15 protein-coding genes and 1 pseudogene are annotated in these 15,179 nt (G+C 59.1%); 10 read left to right on the top strand and 6 right to left on the bottom strand.

The genetic code is table 11. The annotated features are described in order from the left end of the window. Positions 1-28: 28 nt before the first annotated feature. On the top strand, positions 29-721 hold the full coding sequence (locus J9788_RS15520) for an MgtC/SapB family protein (RefSeq protein WP_019453282.1): 693 nt from the start codon (positions 29-31) through the stop codon (positions 719-721). A gap of 27 nt (positions 722-748) precedes the next feature. Beyond that, positions 749-1,633, top strand: a complete 885-nt coding sequence (locus J9788_RS15515; RefSeq protein ID WP_033641720.1) for a LysR family transcriptional regulator — start codon at positions 749-751, stop codon at positions 1,631-1,633. 4 nt (positions 1,634-1,637) lie between these two features. Here J9788_RS15515 and sfnG read toward each other — a convergent pair whose 3' ends face one another. Beyond that, the gene (gene sfnG, locus J9788_RS15510) at positions 1,638-2,732 is read right to left on the bottom strand and encodes a dimethylsulfone monooxygenase SfnG (RefSeq protein WP_025305137.1); all 1,095 of its coding nucleotides are present in this window, start codon (positions 2,730-2,732) and stop codon (positions 1,638-1,640) included. Between the two features lie 436 nt (positions 2,733-3,168). On the opposite strand from sfnG, the gene J9788_RS15505 reads away from it, so the two are divergent. The 4 genes from J9788_RS15505 (at position 3,169) to J9788_RS15490 (ending at position 7,234) form a co-directional block, all read left to right on the top strand. Beyond that, on the top strand, positions 3,169-5,349 hold the full coding sequence (locus tag J9788_RS15505; RefSeq protein ID WP_182265223.1) for a carbon starvation CstA family protein: 2,181 nt from the start codon (positions 3,169-3,171) through the stop codon (positions 5,347-5,349). A 218-nt stretch (positions 5,350-5,567) separates the two neighbouring features. Beyond that, positions 5,568-5,771: a YbdD/YjiX family protein gene (locus tag J9788_RS15500; RefSeq protein WP_004953088.1), complete on the top strand. Its 204-nt coding sequence runs from the start codon at positions 5,568-5,570 to the stop codon at positions 5,769-5,771. A 21-nt stretch (positions 5,772-5,792) separates the two neighbouring features. After that, complete coding sequence (yjiA, locus tag J9788_RS15495) at positions 5,793-6,755, top strand: GTPase (protein ID WP_182265222.1); 963 nt, start codon at positions 5,793-5,795, stop codon at positions 6,753-6,755. Between the two features lie 56 nt (positions 6,756-6,811). After that, complete coding sequence (locus tag J9788_RS15490) at positions 6,812-7,234, top strand: hypothetical protein (RefSeq protein ID WP_182265221.1); 423 nt, start codon at positions 6,812-6,814, stop codon at positions 7,232-7,234. 24 nt (positions 7,235-7,258) lie between these two features. On the opposite strand, the gene J9788_RS15485 is transcribed toward J9788_RS15490, so the two are convergent. Continuing rightward, a complete protein-coding gene (locus J9788_RS15485) occupies positions 7,259-8,281 on the bottom strand; it encodes a LacI family DNA-binding transcriptional regulator (protein WP_182265220.1) in 1,023 nt (340 codons plus the stop codon). A 284-nt stretch (positions 8,282-8,565) separates the two neighbouring features. Here J9788_RS15485 and ascF point away from each other — a divergent pair, with 284 nt between their 5' ends. Together ascF and J9788_RS15475 are read left to right on the top strand one after the other, a co-directional pair. Beyond that, positions 8,566-10,008: a PTS cellobiose/arbutin/salicin transporter subunit IIBC gene (gene ascF, locus J9788_RS15480; RefSeq protein ID WP_182265219.1), complete on the top strand. Its 1,443-nt coding sequence runs from the start codon at positions 8,566-8,568 to the stop codon at positions 10,006-10,008. Positions 10,009-10,024: 16 nt separating this feature from the next. Beyond that, positions 10,025-11,455 carry a 6-phospho-beta-glucosidase gene (locus J9788_RS15475; protein ID WP_182265218.1) on the top strand — a complete coding sequence of 477 codons (1,431 nt, stop codon included), beginning with the start codon at positions 10,025-10,027 and terminating at the stop codon, positions 11,453-11,455. Positions 11,456-11,477: 22 nt separating this feature from the next. On the opposite strand, the gene J9788_RS15470 is transcribed toward J9788_RS15475, so the two are convergent. The 4 genes and pseudogenes from J9788_RS15470 to J9788_RS15455 all read right to left on the bottom strand — a co-directional run bounded on the left by J9788_RS15470 (position 11,478) and on the right by J9788_RS15455 (position 13,588). Further along, positions 11,478-11,810: a contact-dependent growth inhibition system immunity protein gene (locus tag J9788_RS15470; protein WP_182265217.1), complete on the bottom strand. Its 333-nt coding sequence runs from the start codon at positions 11,808-11,810 to the stop codon at positions 11,478-11,480. Next, the gene (locus tag J9788_RS15465) at positions 11,807-12,094 is read right to left on the bottom strand and encodes a contact-dependent growth inhibition system immunity protein (protein ID WP_182265216.1); all 288 of its coding nucleotides are present in this window, start codon (positions 12,092-12,094) and stop codon (positions 11,807-11,809) included. The genes J9788_RS15470 and J9788_RS15465 overlap by 4 nt, the downstream gene beginning before the upstream one ends. 4 nt (positions 12,095-12,098) lie before the next feature. Further along, positions 12,099-12,926: pseudogene (locus tag J9788_RS15460) on the bottom strand (RNase A-like domain-containing protein). 149 nt (positions 12,927-13,075) lie between these two features. Next, positions 13,076-13,588 carry a putative T6SS immunity periplasmic lipoprotein gene (locus J9788_RS15455; protein WP_016929247.1) on the bottom strand — a complete coding sequence of 171 codons (513 nt, stop codon included), beginning with the start codon at positions 13,586-13,588 and terminating at the stop codon, positions 13,076-13,078. 308 nt (positions 13,589-13,896) lie between these two features. On the opposite strand from J9788_RS15455, the gene J9788_RS25120 reads away from it, so the two are divergent. Next, positions 13,897-14,214, top strand: coding sequence for a hypothetical protein (locus tag J9788_RS25120; protein ID WP_241427885.1), 318 nt, complete (start codon positions 13,897-13,899; stop codon positions 14,212-14,214). Positions 14,215-14,382: 168 nt separating this feature from the next. Then, positions 14,383-15,144: an HNH endonuclease gene (locus J9788_RS15445; protein WP_182265215.1), complete on the top strand. Its 762-nt coding sequence runs from the start codon at positions 14,383-14,385 to the stop codon at positions 15,142-15,144. Positions 15,145-15,179: the final 35 nt, after the last annotated feature.

The raw sequence follows: 15,179 nt of genomic DNA, 5'->3' as shown, positions 1-15,179 counted from the left end.
TAAGCGGATAATACATCGAGTTATTATCATGCATTTCATTCATACACTGCTGACGCTGCTGACCGCGTCCGTCCTGGGCGCCGCCATCGGCTACGAAAGACAATTCCGCCAGCGCACCGCCGGGCTGCGCACCAATACGCTGGTGGCCACCAGCGCGGCGATCTTCGTCCACCTGGCCATGACCATCGACGGCAGCGGCGGCGCGGTGCGCGTCATCTCCTACGTGGTCTCCGGCGTCGGCTTTCTCGGCGCCGGGGCCATCATGAAAGAAGGGATGAACATCCGCGGCCTGAACACCGCCGCCACGCTTTGGGGCTCCGCGGCGGTCGGCGCCTGCGCCGGCTGCGGCCTGTACGGCGATGCGCTGGCCGCCACGCTGTTCGTGCTCGCCGCCAACACCCTGCTGCGCCCGCTGGTCAATATGGTCAACAAACAACCCTTCAATGACGTTAACGGCGAATCCACCTACCAGATTTGCGTCATTGCCTTTGAGCATGAGCAGCGTGAAGCGCTGGCCAAATTCAAACAGGTGCTGCAAGGAGAAAACTGCTTTATCTCGCATCTGGATATCGAACCCTTTGGCGACGACGACGTGGAGATCACCGCCACGCTGATGCCGGCCTCCGTCACCACGCCGGTGCTCGACCAGACCATCAATAAACTGCTGAACGACAGCATGATGAAACAGGCCTATTACAGCCGCATCGCCGGCTCCGGCTAATGCCGTTCACTTCCAGGGAGATCCACCATGAAAACCATGCCGAAACTGGCTCATCTGACGATGTTCAAAGACATCGTTCACTGCGGAAGTTTGCACGATGCCGCGAAAAAACTGGCCGTCTCGCAACCGACGCTCAGCCGGGTGCTCAAAGAGCTGGAAATGTCCATCGGCGCGCGGTTGCTTGAGCGCAGCAACCGCGGCGTGCGCCTGACGGCGGTCGGCGAGCTGTTTTACCGGCGGATTGACGCCGCCACCAATCAGTTGCTCAGCGCGTTTGACGAGCTGCGCGGCATGAGCGCCGGCGGCGAGAAGCGCCTGCGGGTGGGGATGAGCGTCGATCCGCTGCTGTGCTACCTGCCTCAGGTGCTCGAAGGCTTCAACCGCCGCTACCCGCATACCCGGGTGACGGTGGTGGAAGACGGCCCGGAAGGCCTGCTCGCCCGGCTGAGAAACTGCGAGCTGGATTTGGCGGTCAGCAGCCTGAACGGCGCGGCGGGCGGCGCCGATCTGGCCATGCAGGCGCTGAAGAGCGAGCGCTTCTCGCTCTATCAAGGGGGCGACCTGACCGCCGCCGGGCAGCCGCCGGCCGAAGCCAAATGGGTGGTGCCGCGCTCCTGCTCGGTGGGGCACGCCGCCATCCGCGAGATCGCCGAGCGTTACACGCCGCACGGCCAGATCGTCGAGACCGACTCCTTTCTGGCGACCTGGTGCCTGGTCAGGCAGCAGGGCTATATCGCGCTGCTGAGCGATCGGGTCGTCGCGCACTATGCCCCGCAGCTGCACCTGCAGAAAATCCCGACGCAGGGGATCGACATCAGCGCGCGCTTTTATGTCTTTACCCGCCATGAGCCGGCCACGCCGCCGCTCAGCGCCGCCTTTATCCACCTGCTGCAAACCCTGCAAACGGGTTGAACGCTCAGGCCGCCGCCCGCTGGCGCTCCAGCTCGCGCACCAGCGGGATCACTTCGCGGCCGAAGTACTCCACCTCTTCCTGGAAGTGCAGAAACGCCAGCAACAGCAGATCCACCCCGGCGTCTTTCAACGCGATGATGCGCTCGGCGATCTGCTGCGGCGTGCCGATCAGGTTGGTTTTAAAGCCGTCGTTATACTGCACCAAATCTTCGAAGGTGGACTTGGCCCAGTTGCCCTCGCCCTCGGGCGAGGCCGCCCCGGCGTTTTTCACCTCGTGCCCGAAACCCTGCACCGCCTCCGGGTTGGCGTGATCGATGATCTCCTGCAGCACCGCCTGCGCCGCCTGTTCGCTCTCGCGGGCGATGACGAAACCGTTCACCCCCACCTTCACCCGATGGTGATTGGCCTGCGCCTTGCTCTGGATGTCCTCCACCTGCCGGCGAATGCCCTCCACGCTGTTGCCGTTGGTGAAATACCAGTCCGAGACCCGCGCCGCCATGTCGCGCGCCGCGCGTGAGCTGCCGCCCTGGAAAATTTCCGGCAACGGCGCCAGCGGCTTCGGCTTCAGCGAGTAGTCGCGGAAACGGTAGAAATCGCCGGCGAAGGTGAAGCTGGGCTCAGTCCAGATGCCGCGCAGGCAGCGGATAAACTCTTCCGAGCGCAGGTAGCGCTCCTCATGATCCAGCCACGGCTCGCCGATGGCCTTGAACTCGCCGCGGAACCAGCCGCTGACAATGTTCACCGCGATGCGCGCGTTGGAAAGATGGCTGATGGTGGCGATCTGTTTGGCCGCCAGCGTGGGGTTCCACGGCCCCGGCAGCAGTGCGGCGATCACTTTCAGCTTTTCGGTGGCGTCCAGCAGCGCCTGTGAGAACGACACCGATTCGTGCTGGTTCTCCGCGCCGTAACCGGCGGTGAAGCGGATCTGGGTAAGCGCGTAGTCGAAACCGGCGCGCTCGGCGATCTGCGCCAGCTTGCGGTTATAACCGATGTCCCAACCGGTGCGCTGCGGGATATTGCTGATCACCAGGCCGCCGGAAACGTTCGGCACCCAGTAGGCGAATTGAATCGGCTGCTGCGAGTGGTTTGCTGCTGACATGCTTCTCTCCCTCTGACCGTCGGCGCCGTTATGCGGCGCGCATATAACCATTATTGATTTCCAAATATTGAAAACCTTGTTTTGGTTATAAAACCGATAGCAGGATGCGTGCCAACCGCCGCGTTAAGGCATCTGGCTGAAAAACCGGGCGTTTAAAGCCGGCGGGTGCGGGCGGGTGCTGCATTGGCAACAGCGGCTGACGGGCGGCTGTTGGTTATGCAACAAACCGCTCACCCCGCCAATCCAACCGTTCACCCGGCGGATCTGACCGCTGAGCGAAATACGCCTGTCTTCCCCCCTTACCCCCGGCGATGATGAGCTGTTCCTAAACCCGCCTTACCTCGGGAAAGACGCTACGGCTCACCGCGCCACTCTGACATCTCTTACAAGCGGATGAGTTCATTCATATTTTGCAGACTGGAATTAAGGATACCTCATGAAACGAGAGGGGATTTTAAAGCACATTCCGTGGATGCTGCTGGGGATACTCGGCGCAGCCTGCCTCGGCGTGGTGGCGCTGCGCCGCGGCGAACACATCAGCGCGCTGTGGATCGTCGTCGCTTCGGTGGCGGTGTATCTGGTGGCCTACCGCTACTACAGCCTGTACATCGCCACCAGGGTGATGAAGCTGGACGCCAGCCGCGCCACACCGGCGGTGGTCAACAACGACGGCCTCAACTACGTGCCGACCAACAAGAACGTGCTGTTCGGCCACCACTTCGCCGCCATCGCCGGCGCCGGGCCGCTGGTGGGGCCGGTGCTGGCCGCGCAGGTCGGCTATCTGCCCGGCACGCTGTGGCTGCTGGGCGGCGTGGTGCTGGCGGGGGCGGTACAGGACTTTATGGTGCTGTTCATCTCCTCGCGCCGCAACGGCGCCTCGCTCGGTGAGATCATCAAAAAAGAGATGGGGCCGATACCGGGCACCATCGCGCTGTTCGGCTGCTTCCTGATCATGATCATCATCCTGGCGGTGCTGGCGCTGATCGTGGTGAAAGCGCTGGCGGAAAGCCCGTGGGGCGTGTTCACCGTCTGCTCCACCGTGCCGATCGCGCTGTTTATGGGCATCTACATGCGCTACCTGCGCCCTGGCCGCGTGGGTGAAGTGTCAATCATCGGCATCGTGCTGCTGGTGGCCGCCATCTGGTTCGGCGGCGTGGTGGCGCACGACCCGTACTGGGGCCCGGCGCTGACCTTTAAAGACACCACCATCACCTTCACGCTGATCGGCTACGCGTTCGTCTCCGCTCTGCTGCCGGTGTGGCTGATCCTGGCGCCGCGCGACTACCTGGCCACCTTCCTGAAAATCGGCGTGATCGTCGGGCTGGCGATCGGCATCGTGATCCTCAACCCTGAGCTGAAAATGCCGGCGGTGACCCAGTTCGTCGACGGCACCGGCCCGGTGTGGAAAGGCACCCTGTTCCCGTTCCTGTTCATCACCATCGCCTGCGGCGCGGTCTCCGGCTTCCACGCGCTGATCGCCTCCGGCACCACGCCGAAGCTGCTGGCCAATGAGACCGACGCGCGCTTTATCGGCTACGGCGCGATGCTGATGGAGTCCTTCGTCGCCATCATGGCGCTGGTAGCGGCTTCCATCATCGAGCCGGGCCTGTACTTCGCCATGAACACCCCGCCGGCGGCGCTGGGCATCACCATGCCGGATCTGCACCGCCTGGGCACCGAAGACGCGCCGATGATCATGGCTTCGCTGAAGGACGTGACCGTGCACGCGGCGGCGGCGGTCAGCTCCTGGGGCTTCGTCATCAGCCCGGAACAGATCCTGCAGACCGCCACCGACATCGGCGAACCTTCGGTGCTGAACCGCGCCGGCGGCGCGCCAACGCTGGCGGTGGGCATCGCCCACGTGTTCCACCAGATCATTCCGGGTGCCAACATGGGCTTCTGGTATCACTTCGGCATTCTGTTCGAGGCGCTGTTCATCCTGACCGCGCTGGACGCCGGCACCCGTTCCGGCCGCTTTATGCTGCAGGATCTGCTGGGCAACTTCGTGCCGTTCCTGAAGAAAACCGACTCACTGGTGGCCGGCATCATCGGCACCGCCGGCTGCGTCGGGCTGTGGGGCTACCTGCTGTACCAGGGCGTGGTGGATCCGCTCGGCGGCGTGAAGAGCCTGTGGCCGCTGTTCGGCATCTCCAACCAGATGCTGGCCGCCGTGGCGCTGGTGCTGGGCACCGTGGTGCTGATTAAAATGAAGCGCACCCAATACATCTGGGTGACCGTGCTGCCGGCGGTGTGGCTGCTGATCTGCACCACCTACGCGCTGGGCCTGAAGCTGTTCAGCGACAACCCACAGCTGGAAGGCTTCTTCTTCCTGGCCGGCGAGTACAAACGCAAAATCGCCGAAGGCGGCGCCGAGCTGAGCGCCCAGCAGATCGCCAACATGAACCACATCGTGGTGAACAACTACACCAACGCCGGGCTGAGCATTCTGTTCCTGCTGGTGGTGTACAGCATCATCTTCTACGGGGTGAAAACCGCGCTGGCGGCGCACAAAAACCCGAAACGCACCGACCAGGAAACGCCTTACGTGCCAGTGCCGCAGGCCGCGCCCGCCGACGGCGTAACTGAGGGGGAGGTCAAAGTTTCGACCCAGCATTGATGTGATTTAACGGATACCCTGCATAATAAACGTTAAGTAGTACCCAAAGCCGCACGGCCAGCGTATCGCAAGATGCCAGCCGTGCGGCGCGATACAATCGAGATACCCGGGGCGACCCGGAGGTGGGGCATCCCTGCGGGAACCCCATCCCCCGGCTTCCCCTAATATCAGGCTAAAGCAAGCGCTGTAGTGATGCAGGGTAGAGTTGGAGAAGGCTTATGTTCGGAAATCTCGGCCAGGCGGGGAAATATCTCGGGCAGGCGGCGCGCATGTTGGTGGGCGTGCCTGACTACGATACCTACGTCCAGCACATGAAAGACAACCACCCGGACAAGCCGGTGATGACCTATAAAGAATTTTTCCGCGAGCGCCAGCAAGCGCGCTACGGCGGCGACGGCAAAGGCGGCATGCGCTGCTGTTAACCCGCAGTCACAAGGATCCGTATGAAACCCATTGCAGTCACCATCCTGACCGGCTTTTTGGGCGCCGGCAAAACCACCCTGCTGCGCCATATCCTGAACGCCAACCACGGCTATAAAATCGCGGTCATCGAGAACGAGTTCGGCGAAGTGCCGATCGACGACGCGCTGATCGGCGATCGCGCCAGCCGCATCACCACTCTGAGCAACGGCTGCATCTGCTGCAGCAAATCCAACGAGCTGGCGGACGCGCTGCTGGATCTGCTGGACGGCGTCGACAGCGGCCAGCTGGCGTTCGATCGGCTGATCATCGAATGCACCGGCATGGCCGATCCCGGCCCGATTACCCAGACCTTTTTCTCGCACGAGATCCTGTGCGAGCGCTTCCTGCTGGACGGCATCATCACCCTGGTGGACGCGGCGCACGCCGACCAACAGCTGAGCCAGTTCAGCATCGCCCAGGCGCAGGTGGGCTACGCCGACCGCATCCTGCTGACCAAAACCGACGTGGCGCCGGACTGCGAGGCGCTGATCCAGCGGCTGCAGCGGATGAACGCCCGCGCGCCGGTCTACAAGGTGACGCACGGCGATATCGATCTGAGCGTGCTGTTCGACATCGAAGGCTTCACGCTGAACGACAAGCTGCACCTGACGCCAGCCACCCCGCTGTTCCGCCGCATCCCGCAGCCGCAGAGCGACATCCGCTCAATTGTCGTGACGCTGGAACGCCCGCTGCCGCTGATGCAAATCTCCGACGTGATGGAAGGCCTGCTGCTGGAATACGCCGATAACCTGCTGCGCTACAAAGGCATACTGTCTATCGAAGACGAACCGCGCCGCCTGCTGTTCCAGGGCGTGCAGCGGCTGTATAACGCCGACTGGGATCGGGAGTGGCTGCCTGGTGAGGAACGTCGGAGCACCTTGGTATTTATTGGTGTGAACCTGCCGGAGGAGGAGATTCGGGAGCGGATTGGGGGGTTGGGGTAAGATAAACCATTCCCCAGGCCAACACGGCCCATATCCAGCAAACTCAAGGATGAACGATGGCAAACAACGTGATGATAGTAGGATTAAAGGCGCTTAACCTGTGCGCGAGCGCCTATATCGTCATCAAACTGAGCACGATGTTAGCCATCGGCATCATGTTCCTTATTGTCTCTTACGCCGGCGTGGAGGACGTTGGGCTGTCCAATCTCCTCGCCGGGGCGCTCATCATTCTGCCGCTGTTGGTCGTCGTCGGTGGCACACTTATCGTCTGCGCCGTCGCCGCCTATCTCAACCTAAAGGCACCCTATCGTAAAAAAACGCTGTTCTTTAGCCTGCTGCTGGGCAGCATCTCTGCGGTTGGCCTGCTGCTGCCCTACACGCGCGAGTTCGCGCTATCCACGGCACTTGCCAGCGCCCTGGCGTTGGGCAGCGCGCTGGGGATTTTTGCTTTGTCGAAGAGGCGGGTTCAAGCGTCGTAGCACCTGAAAAAGGCGGGTACGCGATTATGCCTTTCCCCGATACGGCCCCGCCGCCACCGACTCACGCTCGATCAGGCTGGCCGGGAAGCTGGGGCGCTTGCTGAGCTCGCCGCCGTCCAGCATCGACAGCAGGCGGTTGATGGTCTCCTGGATCATCTCGGTGACCGGCATCTTCATGCTCGACAGCGACGGCACGGTATAGGGCGCCAGCGGGATGTCGTCGAAGCCGATGACCGATACCGCCTCCGGCACCGCCACGCCGCGCTCCGCCAGCCGCTTCATCGCGCCGATGGCCATTTCGTCGTTGCCGGCGACGATGGCGCTGAACGGTTGCCCGCCGGCCAGCAGCGCATCGACCGCCGCCACGCCGCTTTGCGCGTGCCATTTCCCTTCGACGATCAACGCCTCGTTAACCGCGATACCCTGCTGCGCCAGCGCGGACTTGTAGCCGGAAAGCCGCTCCAGCCCGGTGGGGGAATCGAGCGAACCGGTGATAAAGGCGATGTCGCGATGGCCGCGCGCGATCAGGTGCGCCACCGCCGCCGCGCCGGCGGCGTGCTGATCGCTGAAGATGCAGTAGCTGTCATTCAGCCGCAGCCGCCGGTTGATCACCAGAATCGGCTGGCGGTGTTGGGAGACGATCTCGTCCATTTCCGCGATCGACAGAAAACGCGGATAGATGATCACCCCGTCGCAGCGCAGATCCAGCAAAAACTGAATGGCAGCCCGCTCCTCTTCGGCGGTGTGCTTGCCGTCCGCCAGGATCAGTTGGCGGCCGTTCGCCTCCATGATGCGCGCCGACTGCGCCATCAGTTCGCTGAAATAGTTGCCGCTGTAGAGGGTGTTGGTGACCACCAGGCCGAGGGTTTGGGTGGTGTTGGTCGCCAGGCTGCGCGCCAGCAGGTTGGGCCGATAGCCGGTTTCCGCGATGGCTTTATCCACCAATGCGCGTTTCTCCTCGCTGACATAGCCGCTGCCGGACAAAACGCGCGACACCGTCGCCTTTGAAACGCCGGCCTTTTTCGCCACCTCGAGTATCGTTGCCATCTGTGCGCCGCCAAAATCCATGGGTTCAGCGCAGTCTACCCAAGACGCCCGGCGTTTGGAACGCTTTCGCGCCCCTGCGCGCCGGTGCGCACTTACCTCTGACGATCCAGATCACGAAAACGAAACGCCAAAAACCATAGTTCTTGCCAACCACAAAACACCAATACATGATTTTGTGAAACCGGTTTCTTATGGGCGTTTCATACGGATGGAACGACGGATCGCCCAGGCAGTAAATATTCGCCTTTGGGCTATCCGAATTGCTATCTGAGAGACGACACGCCATGCCGAAGAACTACGCAGAGATCTCGCACGCCATCGTGGCCGCCCTGGGCGGCACGGGCAATATCGAGGCCGTAACCCACTGCATGACCCGCCTGAGATTCGTGGTGAAAGACAAAGCGCGGATCGACACGCCGGCGCTGAAGGCCATCGACGGCGTGCTGGGCGTGGTGCACAGCGGCGAGCAGTGCCAGGTGATCATCGGCAACGAGGTGGCCAAGGCCTATCAGGCGGTGCTGGCGCTCGGCATGCCGGGCGCGGCGGCCCCCGCCCCCCCGGTGAAACGCAAGCTCACCCTGAAGGGCATCGGCGCCGGCATTCTCGACGCGCTGGTGGGCACCATGTCGCCCCTGATCCCCGCCATCATCGGCGGCTCGATGGTGAAGCTGCTGGCGATGATCCTAGACATGGCCGGGGTATTCGAGAAAGGCTCCTCGACCCTCGTCATCCTCAACGTGATCGGCGACGGCGCGTTCTTCTTCCTGCCGGTGATGGTCGCCGCCTCGGCTGCGCTGAAGTTCAAAACCAACATGTCATTGGCGATCGCCATCGCCGGGGTGCTGGTGCATCCCAACTTTATCGATCTGATGGCCAAGGCGGCGCAGGGCCAGGCGGTGGAATTCGCCTTCATCCCGGTGACGGCGGTGAAATACACCTACACGGTGATCCCGGCGCTGGTGATGACCTGGATCCTGTCGCACATCGAACGCGGGGTGGATCGCATCACCCCGGCGGTGACCAAGAACTTCCTCAAGCCGATGCTGATCGTACTGATCGCCGCGCCGATCGCCATTCTGCTTATCGGCCCGCTCGGCATCTGGATCGGCAGCGGCATCTCTGCGCTGGTCTACACCGTGCACGGCTACCTGGGCTGGCTCTCCGTGGCCATTATGGGGGCGATTTGGCCGCTGCTGGTGATCACCGGCATGCACCGGGTATTCACCCCGACCATCATCCAGACCATCGCCGAGACCGGCAAAGAGGGCATGGTGATGCCCTCGGAGATCGGCGCCAACCTGTCGCTGGGCGGCGCTTCGCTGGCGGTGGCGCTGAAAACCAAGAACCGCGAGCTGCGCCAGACCGCGCTGGCCGCCGCCGCTTCCGCCATCGTGGCGGGGATTTCCGAACCGGCGCTGTACGGTGTGGCGGTGCGCCTGAAGCGGCCGCTGATCGCCAGTCTGATCAGCGGCTTCGTCTGCGGCGCGGTCGCCGGCATCGGCGGGTTGGCCAGCCATTCGATGGCCTCGCCCGGGCTGTTCACCAGCGTGCAGTTCTTCGATCCGGCCAACCCGATGAGCATCGTGTGGGTGGTGGCGGTGATGGCGCTCTCGGTGGTGCTGTCGTTCGCGCTCACGCTGATGCTGGGCTTCGAGGATCTGCCGGAAAACGCCGCCGCGCCCGGCCAAACCGCACCGGCGGCGAACGCCGCCAGCGCAACGCATTGAGACACCAGAGGATTGCATGTCCGATTCAACATTCCCTAAAGGATTTTTATGGGGCGGCGCTTTAGCCGCCAACCAGGCGGAAGGTGGCTATCGCGAGGGCGGCAAAGGGCTGACCACCGTCGATATGATCCCGCACGGCCCGCACCGCATGGCGGTCAAACTCGGGCTGGAGAAGCGCTTTAGCCTGCGCGACGACGAGTTTTACCCCAGCCACGACGCCATCGATTTCTACCATCGCTACCGCGACGACCTCGCGCTGATGGCAGAGATGGGCTTTACCGTGTTCCGCACCTCCATCGCCTGGAGCCGGATTTACCCCAACGGCGACGAGCTGACGCCCAACCCCGAGGGCATCGCCTTCTACCGCAGCCTGTTCGAAGAGTGCCGCCAATACGGCATCGAGCCGCTGGTCACCCTGTGCCACTTCGACGTGCCGATGCACCTGGTGACCGAATACGGCTCCTGGCGCAGCCGCAAGATGGTGGAATTTTTCACCCGCTACGCCCGCACCTGCTTCGAAGCCTTCGACGGGCTGGTGAAATACTGGCTGACCTTCAACGAGATCAACATCCTGCTGCACAGCCCATTCTCCGGCGCGGGGCTGGTGTTTGAAGCGGACGAAAACCCCGAACAGGTGAAATACCAGGCCGCGCACCACGAACTGGTGGCCAGTGCGCTGGCGACGCGTATCGCCCACGAAGTGAACCCCGCCAACCAGGTGGGCTGCATGCTGGCCGGCGGCAACTTCTACCCGTGGTCCAGCAAGCCGGAAGACGTGTGGGCCGCGCTGGAGAAAGACCGCGAGAACCTGTTCTTTATCGACGTGCAGGCGCGCGGCGCTTACCCCACCTACGCCGCCCGCGTCTTCCGCGAGAAAGGCGTCAGCATCGTCATGGAACCGGAAGACGCCGACATCCTGAAGCACACCGTCGACTTCGTCTCCTTCAGCTACTACGCCTCGCGCTGCGCCTCCGCCGACATGAACGACAACAACAGCAGCGCCGCCAACGTGGTGAAATCGCTGGCGAACCCGCACCTGCCTCGCAGCGACTGGGGCTGGGGCATCGATCCACTAGGGCTGCGCATCACCATGAACATGATGTACGACCGCTACCAAAAGCCGCTGTTCCTGGTGGAAAACGGCCTGGGCGCGCACGACGAGTTCAATGCAGCAGGCGAGATTGAGGACGACTACCGCATCAGCTACCTGCGCGAACACATCCGCGCCATGGCCGACGCCATCGCCGACGGCGTGCCGGTGCTGGGTTACACTACCTGGGGCTGCATCGACCTGGTGGCCGCCTCAACCGGCGAAATGAGCAAGCGCTACGGTTTTGTCTACGTCGACCGCGACGACCAGGGCAACGGCACTCTCGCCCGCACCCGCAAGAAATCGTTCTGGTGGTACAAGAAGGTGATCGCCAGCAATGGGGGGGATTTGGGGTAGGTTTGGCGGTGGGGTTGGGGGCTTAAATTCGTTTGAGCTGCCCCAGCTTTTGCTCTGCTTTTCGTTGCAACATGGCAAAGAACGCTACCGCGGTAGTGCCCCAGCTCTCCGGCATAAATTCATCTGAAAAATGCTCCGCCATGCCTTCGTATATACGTCCTGCATAAGTAGCCTGAAACTCTTTAGCCTCCTCGAGGATATTGCGGATGACTTGAGTGCCGTTTTGCTCCAGGAAGCCGTCAATCACACCTTCGGCCGTTTCGGCATCAGTAAACAGATCATAATCCTGACCGAAGTAAATACTGAATAAGCTACTGAGCTCGCTGAAGTGATTGCGAATCATGATGGTGCTCAAAGCGCTTTCACTGCAGCGCTTCTGGCCTGTTGCAGGAATGCGGGAATGGTGGTTCCCCATAGCTCCGGGCTGAAAGTAAAGCCGAAACGTTGGTTGAATAATGACTCCACATTATCCTGCGCCAATAACGCATCTATCTCATTGACCAAAGCCTCGCGCTGCTGATGAGTCGCCAGACGAATGTACTCTGCGATCAGCGCAGTAATATCGCCCTCTGCATTTATCAGATCATAATCTTGACCAAAATAAACGACGATCAGGTTATCAAGTTCGCTGTTTTTCATCGGCTTATCTCGCAGGGAAAGCGCTAAGGATAAAGTAAGGTTTGCCATTATAGCGGGTAAATTCAATCACAACGCCAACCCGGTGACATTGATAGACGTCAGTACTTCCGCGTAATACGCCGTAACCCACCGACTCTGAAAAATTATGATACACGCTCAAACGGCTGCCGGGAGACGCGTACTTTACCCAATTCATAATATCTGCGCGGTTCGCCTTTACCGTGACAGATACATATTTTTCGGCCTCCTTTACCGATCTGAAGGTGCTTGCCGCGATCAGTTTCGGGCGCCTGGCTAGCCTGGCAATAAGCGCTTCCGGAGTTATGTTGATATGCCGAGCCAATGTGTGCCCGCCCGGATATTTACCGCTAACGGACTCATGCTCAACCAGCTTAACCCGCCCCATGCGAACGGATGCGACTCTGGCAGCGCCAACCGCTCCGGCAAAGACAAAAGGCACGGCAATATCGACCGTTAAACCGACGTTATAGGCCGTTTCCCGATCGGCACCTAATGTTTGCGCCAATAAAACGGCAGACTGATAAGTATCGGTAGTTGTTGGATGCCCGGTAATCATCTGATTGGAAGCGGCTTTGATGCTGTCCAGGCTATGCGTTCCCACCACCACACACCCGACTTAGGTGATAAACGTCGGATCCGGCGCATAGCACAACACCCCCGCCCCCATCAGCTCAACGACACCACCGGCAAGCCCCAAACCGCCAAGCAGACGGTTACTGAACGTTTCACCTTCAGTGACGCTTTCATCAGACAGTACCGCCGCAAGCTGCACTGGCGACAAGGCAATACGCAACTCATCTTCATTCGCCATGTTCGTTCATCCGTGAATTAGCAAAGCCGTATGATTAGCATAAGCTCTAGAAAGGATAAATACTGGAACGGTTAACGCCAAATTGACCTGCACCTTATCTGTGAGATTCGGACAGTGCTGAAGCACTGTTATTTGAATAAAGCGCCTCGTTATTGGATGTTTTCAATAGCAAAGTGATTATTGAATCTTTTCACTTTGAAGTGAGCGATAAAGGCCCTGCCGGAGACATCCTGCAGATTTCTGCGCTTCTCAATCGGTACGAAATTTAGCCTCATGCTGTAGATATAATTTTCCTGAAACGGGTAATCTTCTTGGGTAACACAAATGCCCTTTTTCAGATCCCGATTCACCACCTCAATCAATTTCTCATCCAAATCACCACTGATATAGAGCGTATCTGGCCTTTCGTTTTCCTTTGGTGACGGATAGATGCAGATGTCGCCATTCGCTTTAGCATGGGCGGCGATAGGGATGTCCGGCACATAGCGCTGATCGAGACGATCGCCAATGCAGGCGCTCAGTAATGCTGCACCGAAAGCGATAAGTAAGAAATTAGCTTTCATCATATTCGAATATTTATAAATCTTAAGGAAGAAATTTAATCCATGAATGGATGACTGATAGTTCGACGCAAAGATGATATGCCGAATTGCGAGGTACATTCCAATCCTAAAAGTAAATAAACTGTAATTCCATACAGCTTATTTTTTCCTTTTACTGATAACGTTATAGTTTTTCCGCTGCGGCAAAATCCGCAGCCGGAGTTAGCGTTCCGAATCCCCCAACCCTGTTCGGATATGGTATAAATTCGAGCATGCCGATGCGCACCCAAACAATGGTGGCTCGGGCGGTGCTTCCTCCGGGAAGGCCGGTATCCGTTGGGGCCGGTACGCTAACGCCGTTCGAGCTACCACCCGAGTTTAGCGTCTCTTCTGGTAGCGGTATTTCTCTCCCAATGGAAATAGCCGATATGGAAAACACTTACTTACCCAACGCTTCTGAAACCATCCCCAACACCCTCACTCTCTATCGCCAACTGTTTAACCACCTCGATCTCAGCGCTTTCAATCCCTCAGAACTCTTAGACCTGGCCGCCCTCTCTGCCGAGCAGGCTGAAGGGCTGTGCCACGGCCTGATGCTGTTTGGCCACTTGCTGCAAAAGCACCCGCAGCTGGATGCCGAAAGCTGGGAACAGCTGAATCGCTATCTCAACGCCACGGCGCATCTGGTTCCGGCTTTGTGTAACCTGTATGGGCGTGCGCTGCGGGAGATGGAAACCTGCGGCTAACGTAAATGGCAATCAGGGCGATGCTCATCGCCCTTCCCACCCACAATTTCCAATAGATCTGACTGACATATCACAACAAAAGCATTCATCAAGGTAGGCATTTCCTCCCCTACCTGGCATAGTTAACGCATTCGGTAAATCGATGAGTTAACTGCTGGGTATTGATATATGGCTGCCGCAAAACTTTGGACTAGGGAAGAATTACTGATCGCCTTCACTCTGTATAGTCAGATTCCGTTCGGCAAGCTTCACTCAAAGAATCCCGAAATAATACACTATGCAAAATTGATCGGACGCATGCCCTCGGCACTCGCGATGAAGTTGGTTAATCTCGCAAGCTTGGATCCGTACATCATCGAATCTGGCCGAAGTGGTTTGAAAGGAGCTTCCAATGCCGATCGCGAGCTGTGGAAAGAAATGAGCCAAGATATGGATCTGTTCAATCAGCAATGTCAAACGGCAATGGAACACTTGGAGAAACCAGCCGTACCTGATTTTGATGAAGAGCAAAAAGATTTCAGTGGCAGAGATAAGTTCTCTACAGTCAAAACACGTGTAGACCAAAACCTGTTTCGCAAAAATGTGTTGGAAGCGTACGAATATCGCTGCTGCGTCACTGGCCTAGAAGAACCGGCATTGCTCGTTGCTAGCCATATCCTGCCTTGGAGTCACTCAATCGAACAGCGCCTTAACCCTAGTAACGGATTGTGCTTGTCCAGCCTGCATGACAAAGCTTTTGATCGTGGGCTCATTACGTTTGATGATAAGTTGGAGTTGGTATTATCAACGCAGATTAAGAAGTTAAAAAGTAGCATTTATATGAATAATTTTAAAAATTATGAAGGGAAAAGAATTCGGTTACCGTTATATTATCACCCAGACAACAAGCACCTGGCTTATCACAGAGATAATGTATTTTTAGGCAACTAAATTTCATTTATTTTACTGCATATATCATCAGGCCT

Origin of the sequence: Serratia sp. X10 (assembly GCF_017811775.1) — a bacterium.
Lineage (GTDB): Bacteria > Pseudomonadota > Gammaproteobacteria > Enterobacterales > Enterobacteriaceae > Serratia > Serratia ureilytica.
Note: the sequence above shows the minus strand (reverse complement) of the source record. Positions and strands in the feature narration are given on the sequence as shown.

Coding starts and splice junctions, on each gene's coding strand:
- ascF (WP_182265219.1), top strand. CDS start 8,566: ATGCCGAAGAACTACGCAGAGATCTCGCACGCCATCGTGGCCGCCCTG.
- J9788_RS15490 (WP_182265221.1), top strand. CDS start 6,812: ATGGCAAACAACGTGATGATAGTAGGATTAAAGGCGCTTAACCTGTGC.
- J9788_RS15505 (WP_182265223.1), top strand. CDS start 3,169: ATGAAACGAGAGGGGATTTTAAAGCACATTCCGTGGATGCTGCTGGGG.
- J9788_RS15515 (WP_033641720.1), top strand. CDS start 749: ATGAAAACCATGCCGAAACTGGCTCATCTGACGATGTTCAAAGACATC.
- J9788_RS15455 (WP_016929247.1), bottom strand. CDS start 13,588: ATGTACCTCGCAATTCGGCATATCATCTTTGCGTCGAACTATCAGTCA.
- J9788_RS15475 (WP_182265218.1), top strand. CDS start 10,025: ATGTCCGATTCAACATTCCCTAAAGGATTTTTATGGGGCGGCGCTTTA.
- J9788_RS15445 (WP_182265215.1), top strand. CDS start 14,383: ATGGCTGCCGCAAAACTTTGGACTAGGGAAGAATTACTGATCGCCTTC.
- J9788_RS25120 (WP_241427885.1), top strand. CDS start 13,897: ATGGAAAACACTTACTTACCCAACGCTTCTGAAACCATCCCCAACACC.
- sfnG (WP_025305137.1), bottom strand. CDS start 2,732: ATGTCAGCAGCAAACCACTCGCAGCAGCCGATTCAATTCGCCTACTGG.
- J9788_RS15520 (WP_019453282.1), top strand. CDS start 29: ATGCATTTCATTCATACACTGCTGACGCTGCTGACCGCGTCCGTCCTG.
- yjiA (WP_182265222.1), top strand. CDS start 5,793: ATGAAACCCATTGCAGTCACCATCCTGACCGGCTTTTTGGGCGCCGGC.
- J9788_RS15465 (WP_182265216.1), bottom strand. CDS start 12,094: ATGAAAAACAGCGAACTTGATAACCTGATCGTCGTTTATTTTGGTCAA.
- J9788_RS15485 (WP_182265220.1), bottom strand. CDS start 8,281: ATGGCAACGATACTCGAGGTGGCGAAAAAGGCCGGCGTTTCAAAGGCG.
- J9788_RS15500 (WP_004953088.1), top strand. CDS start 5,568: ATGTTCGGAAATCTCGGCCAGGCGGGGAAATATCTCGGGCAGGCGGCG.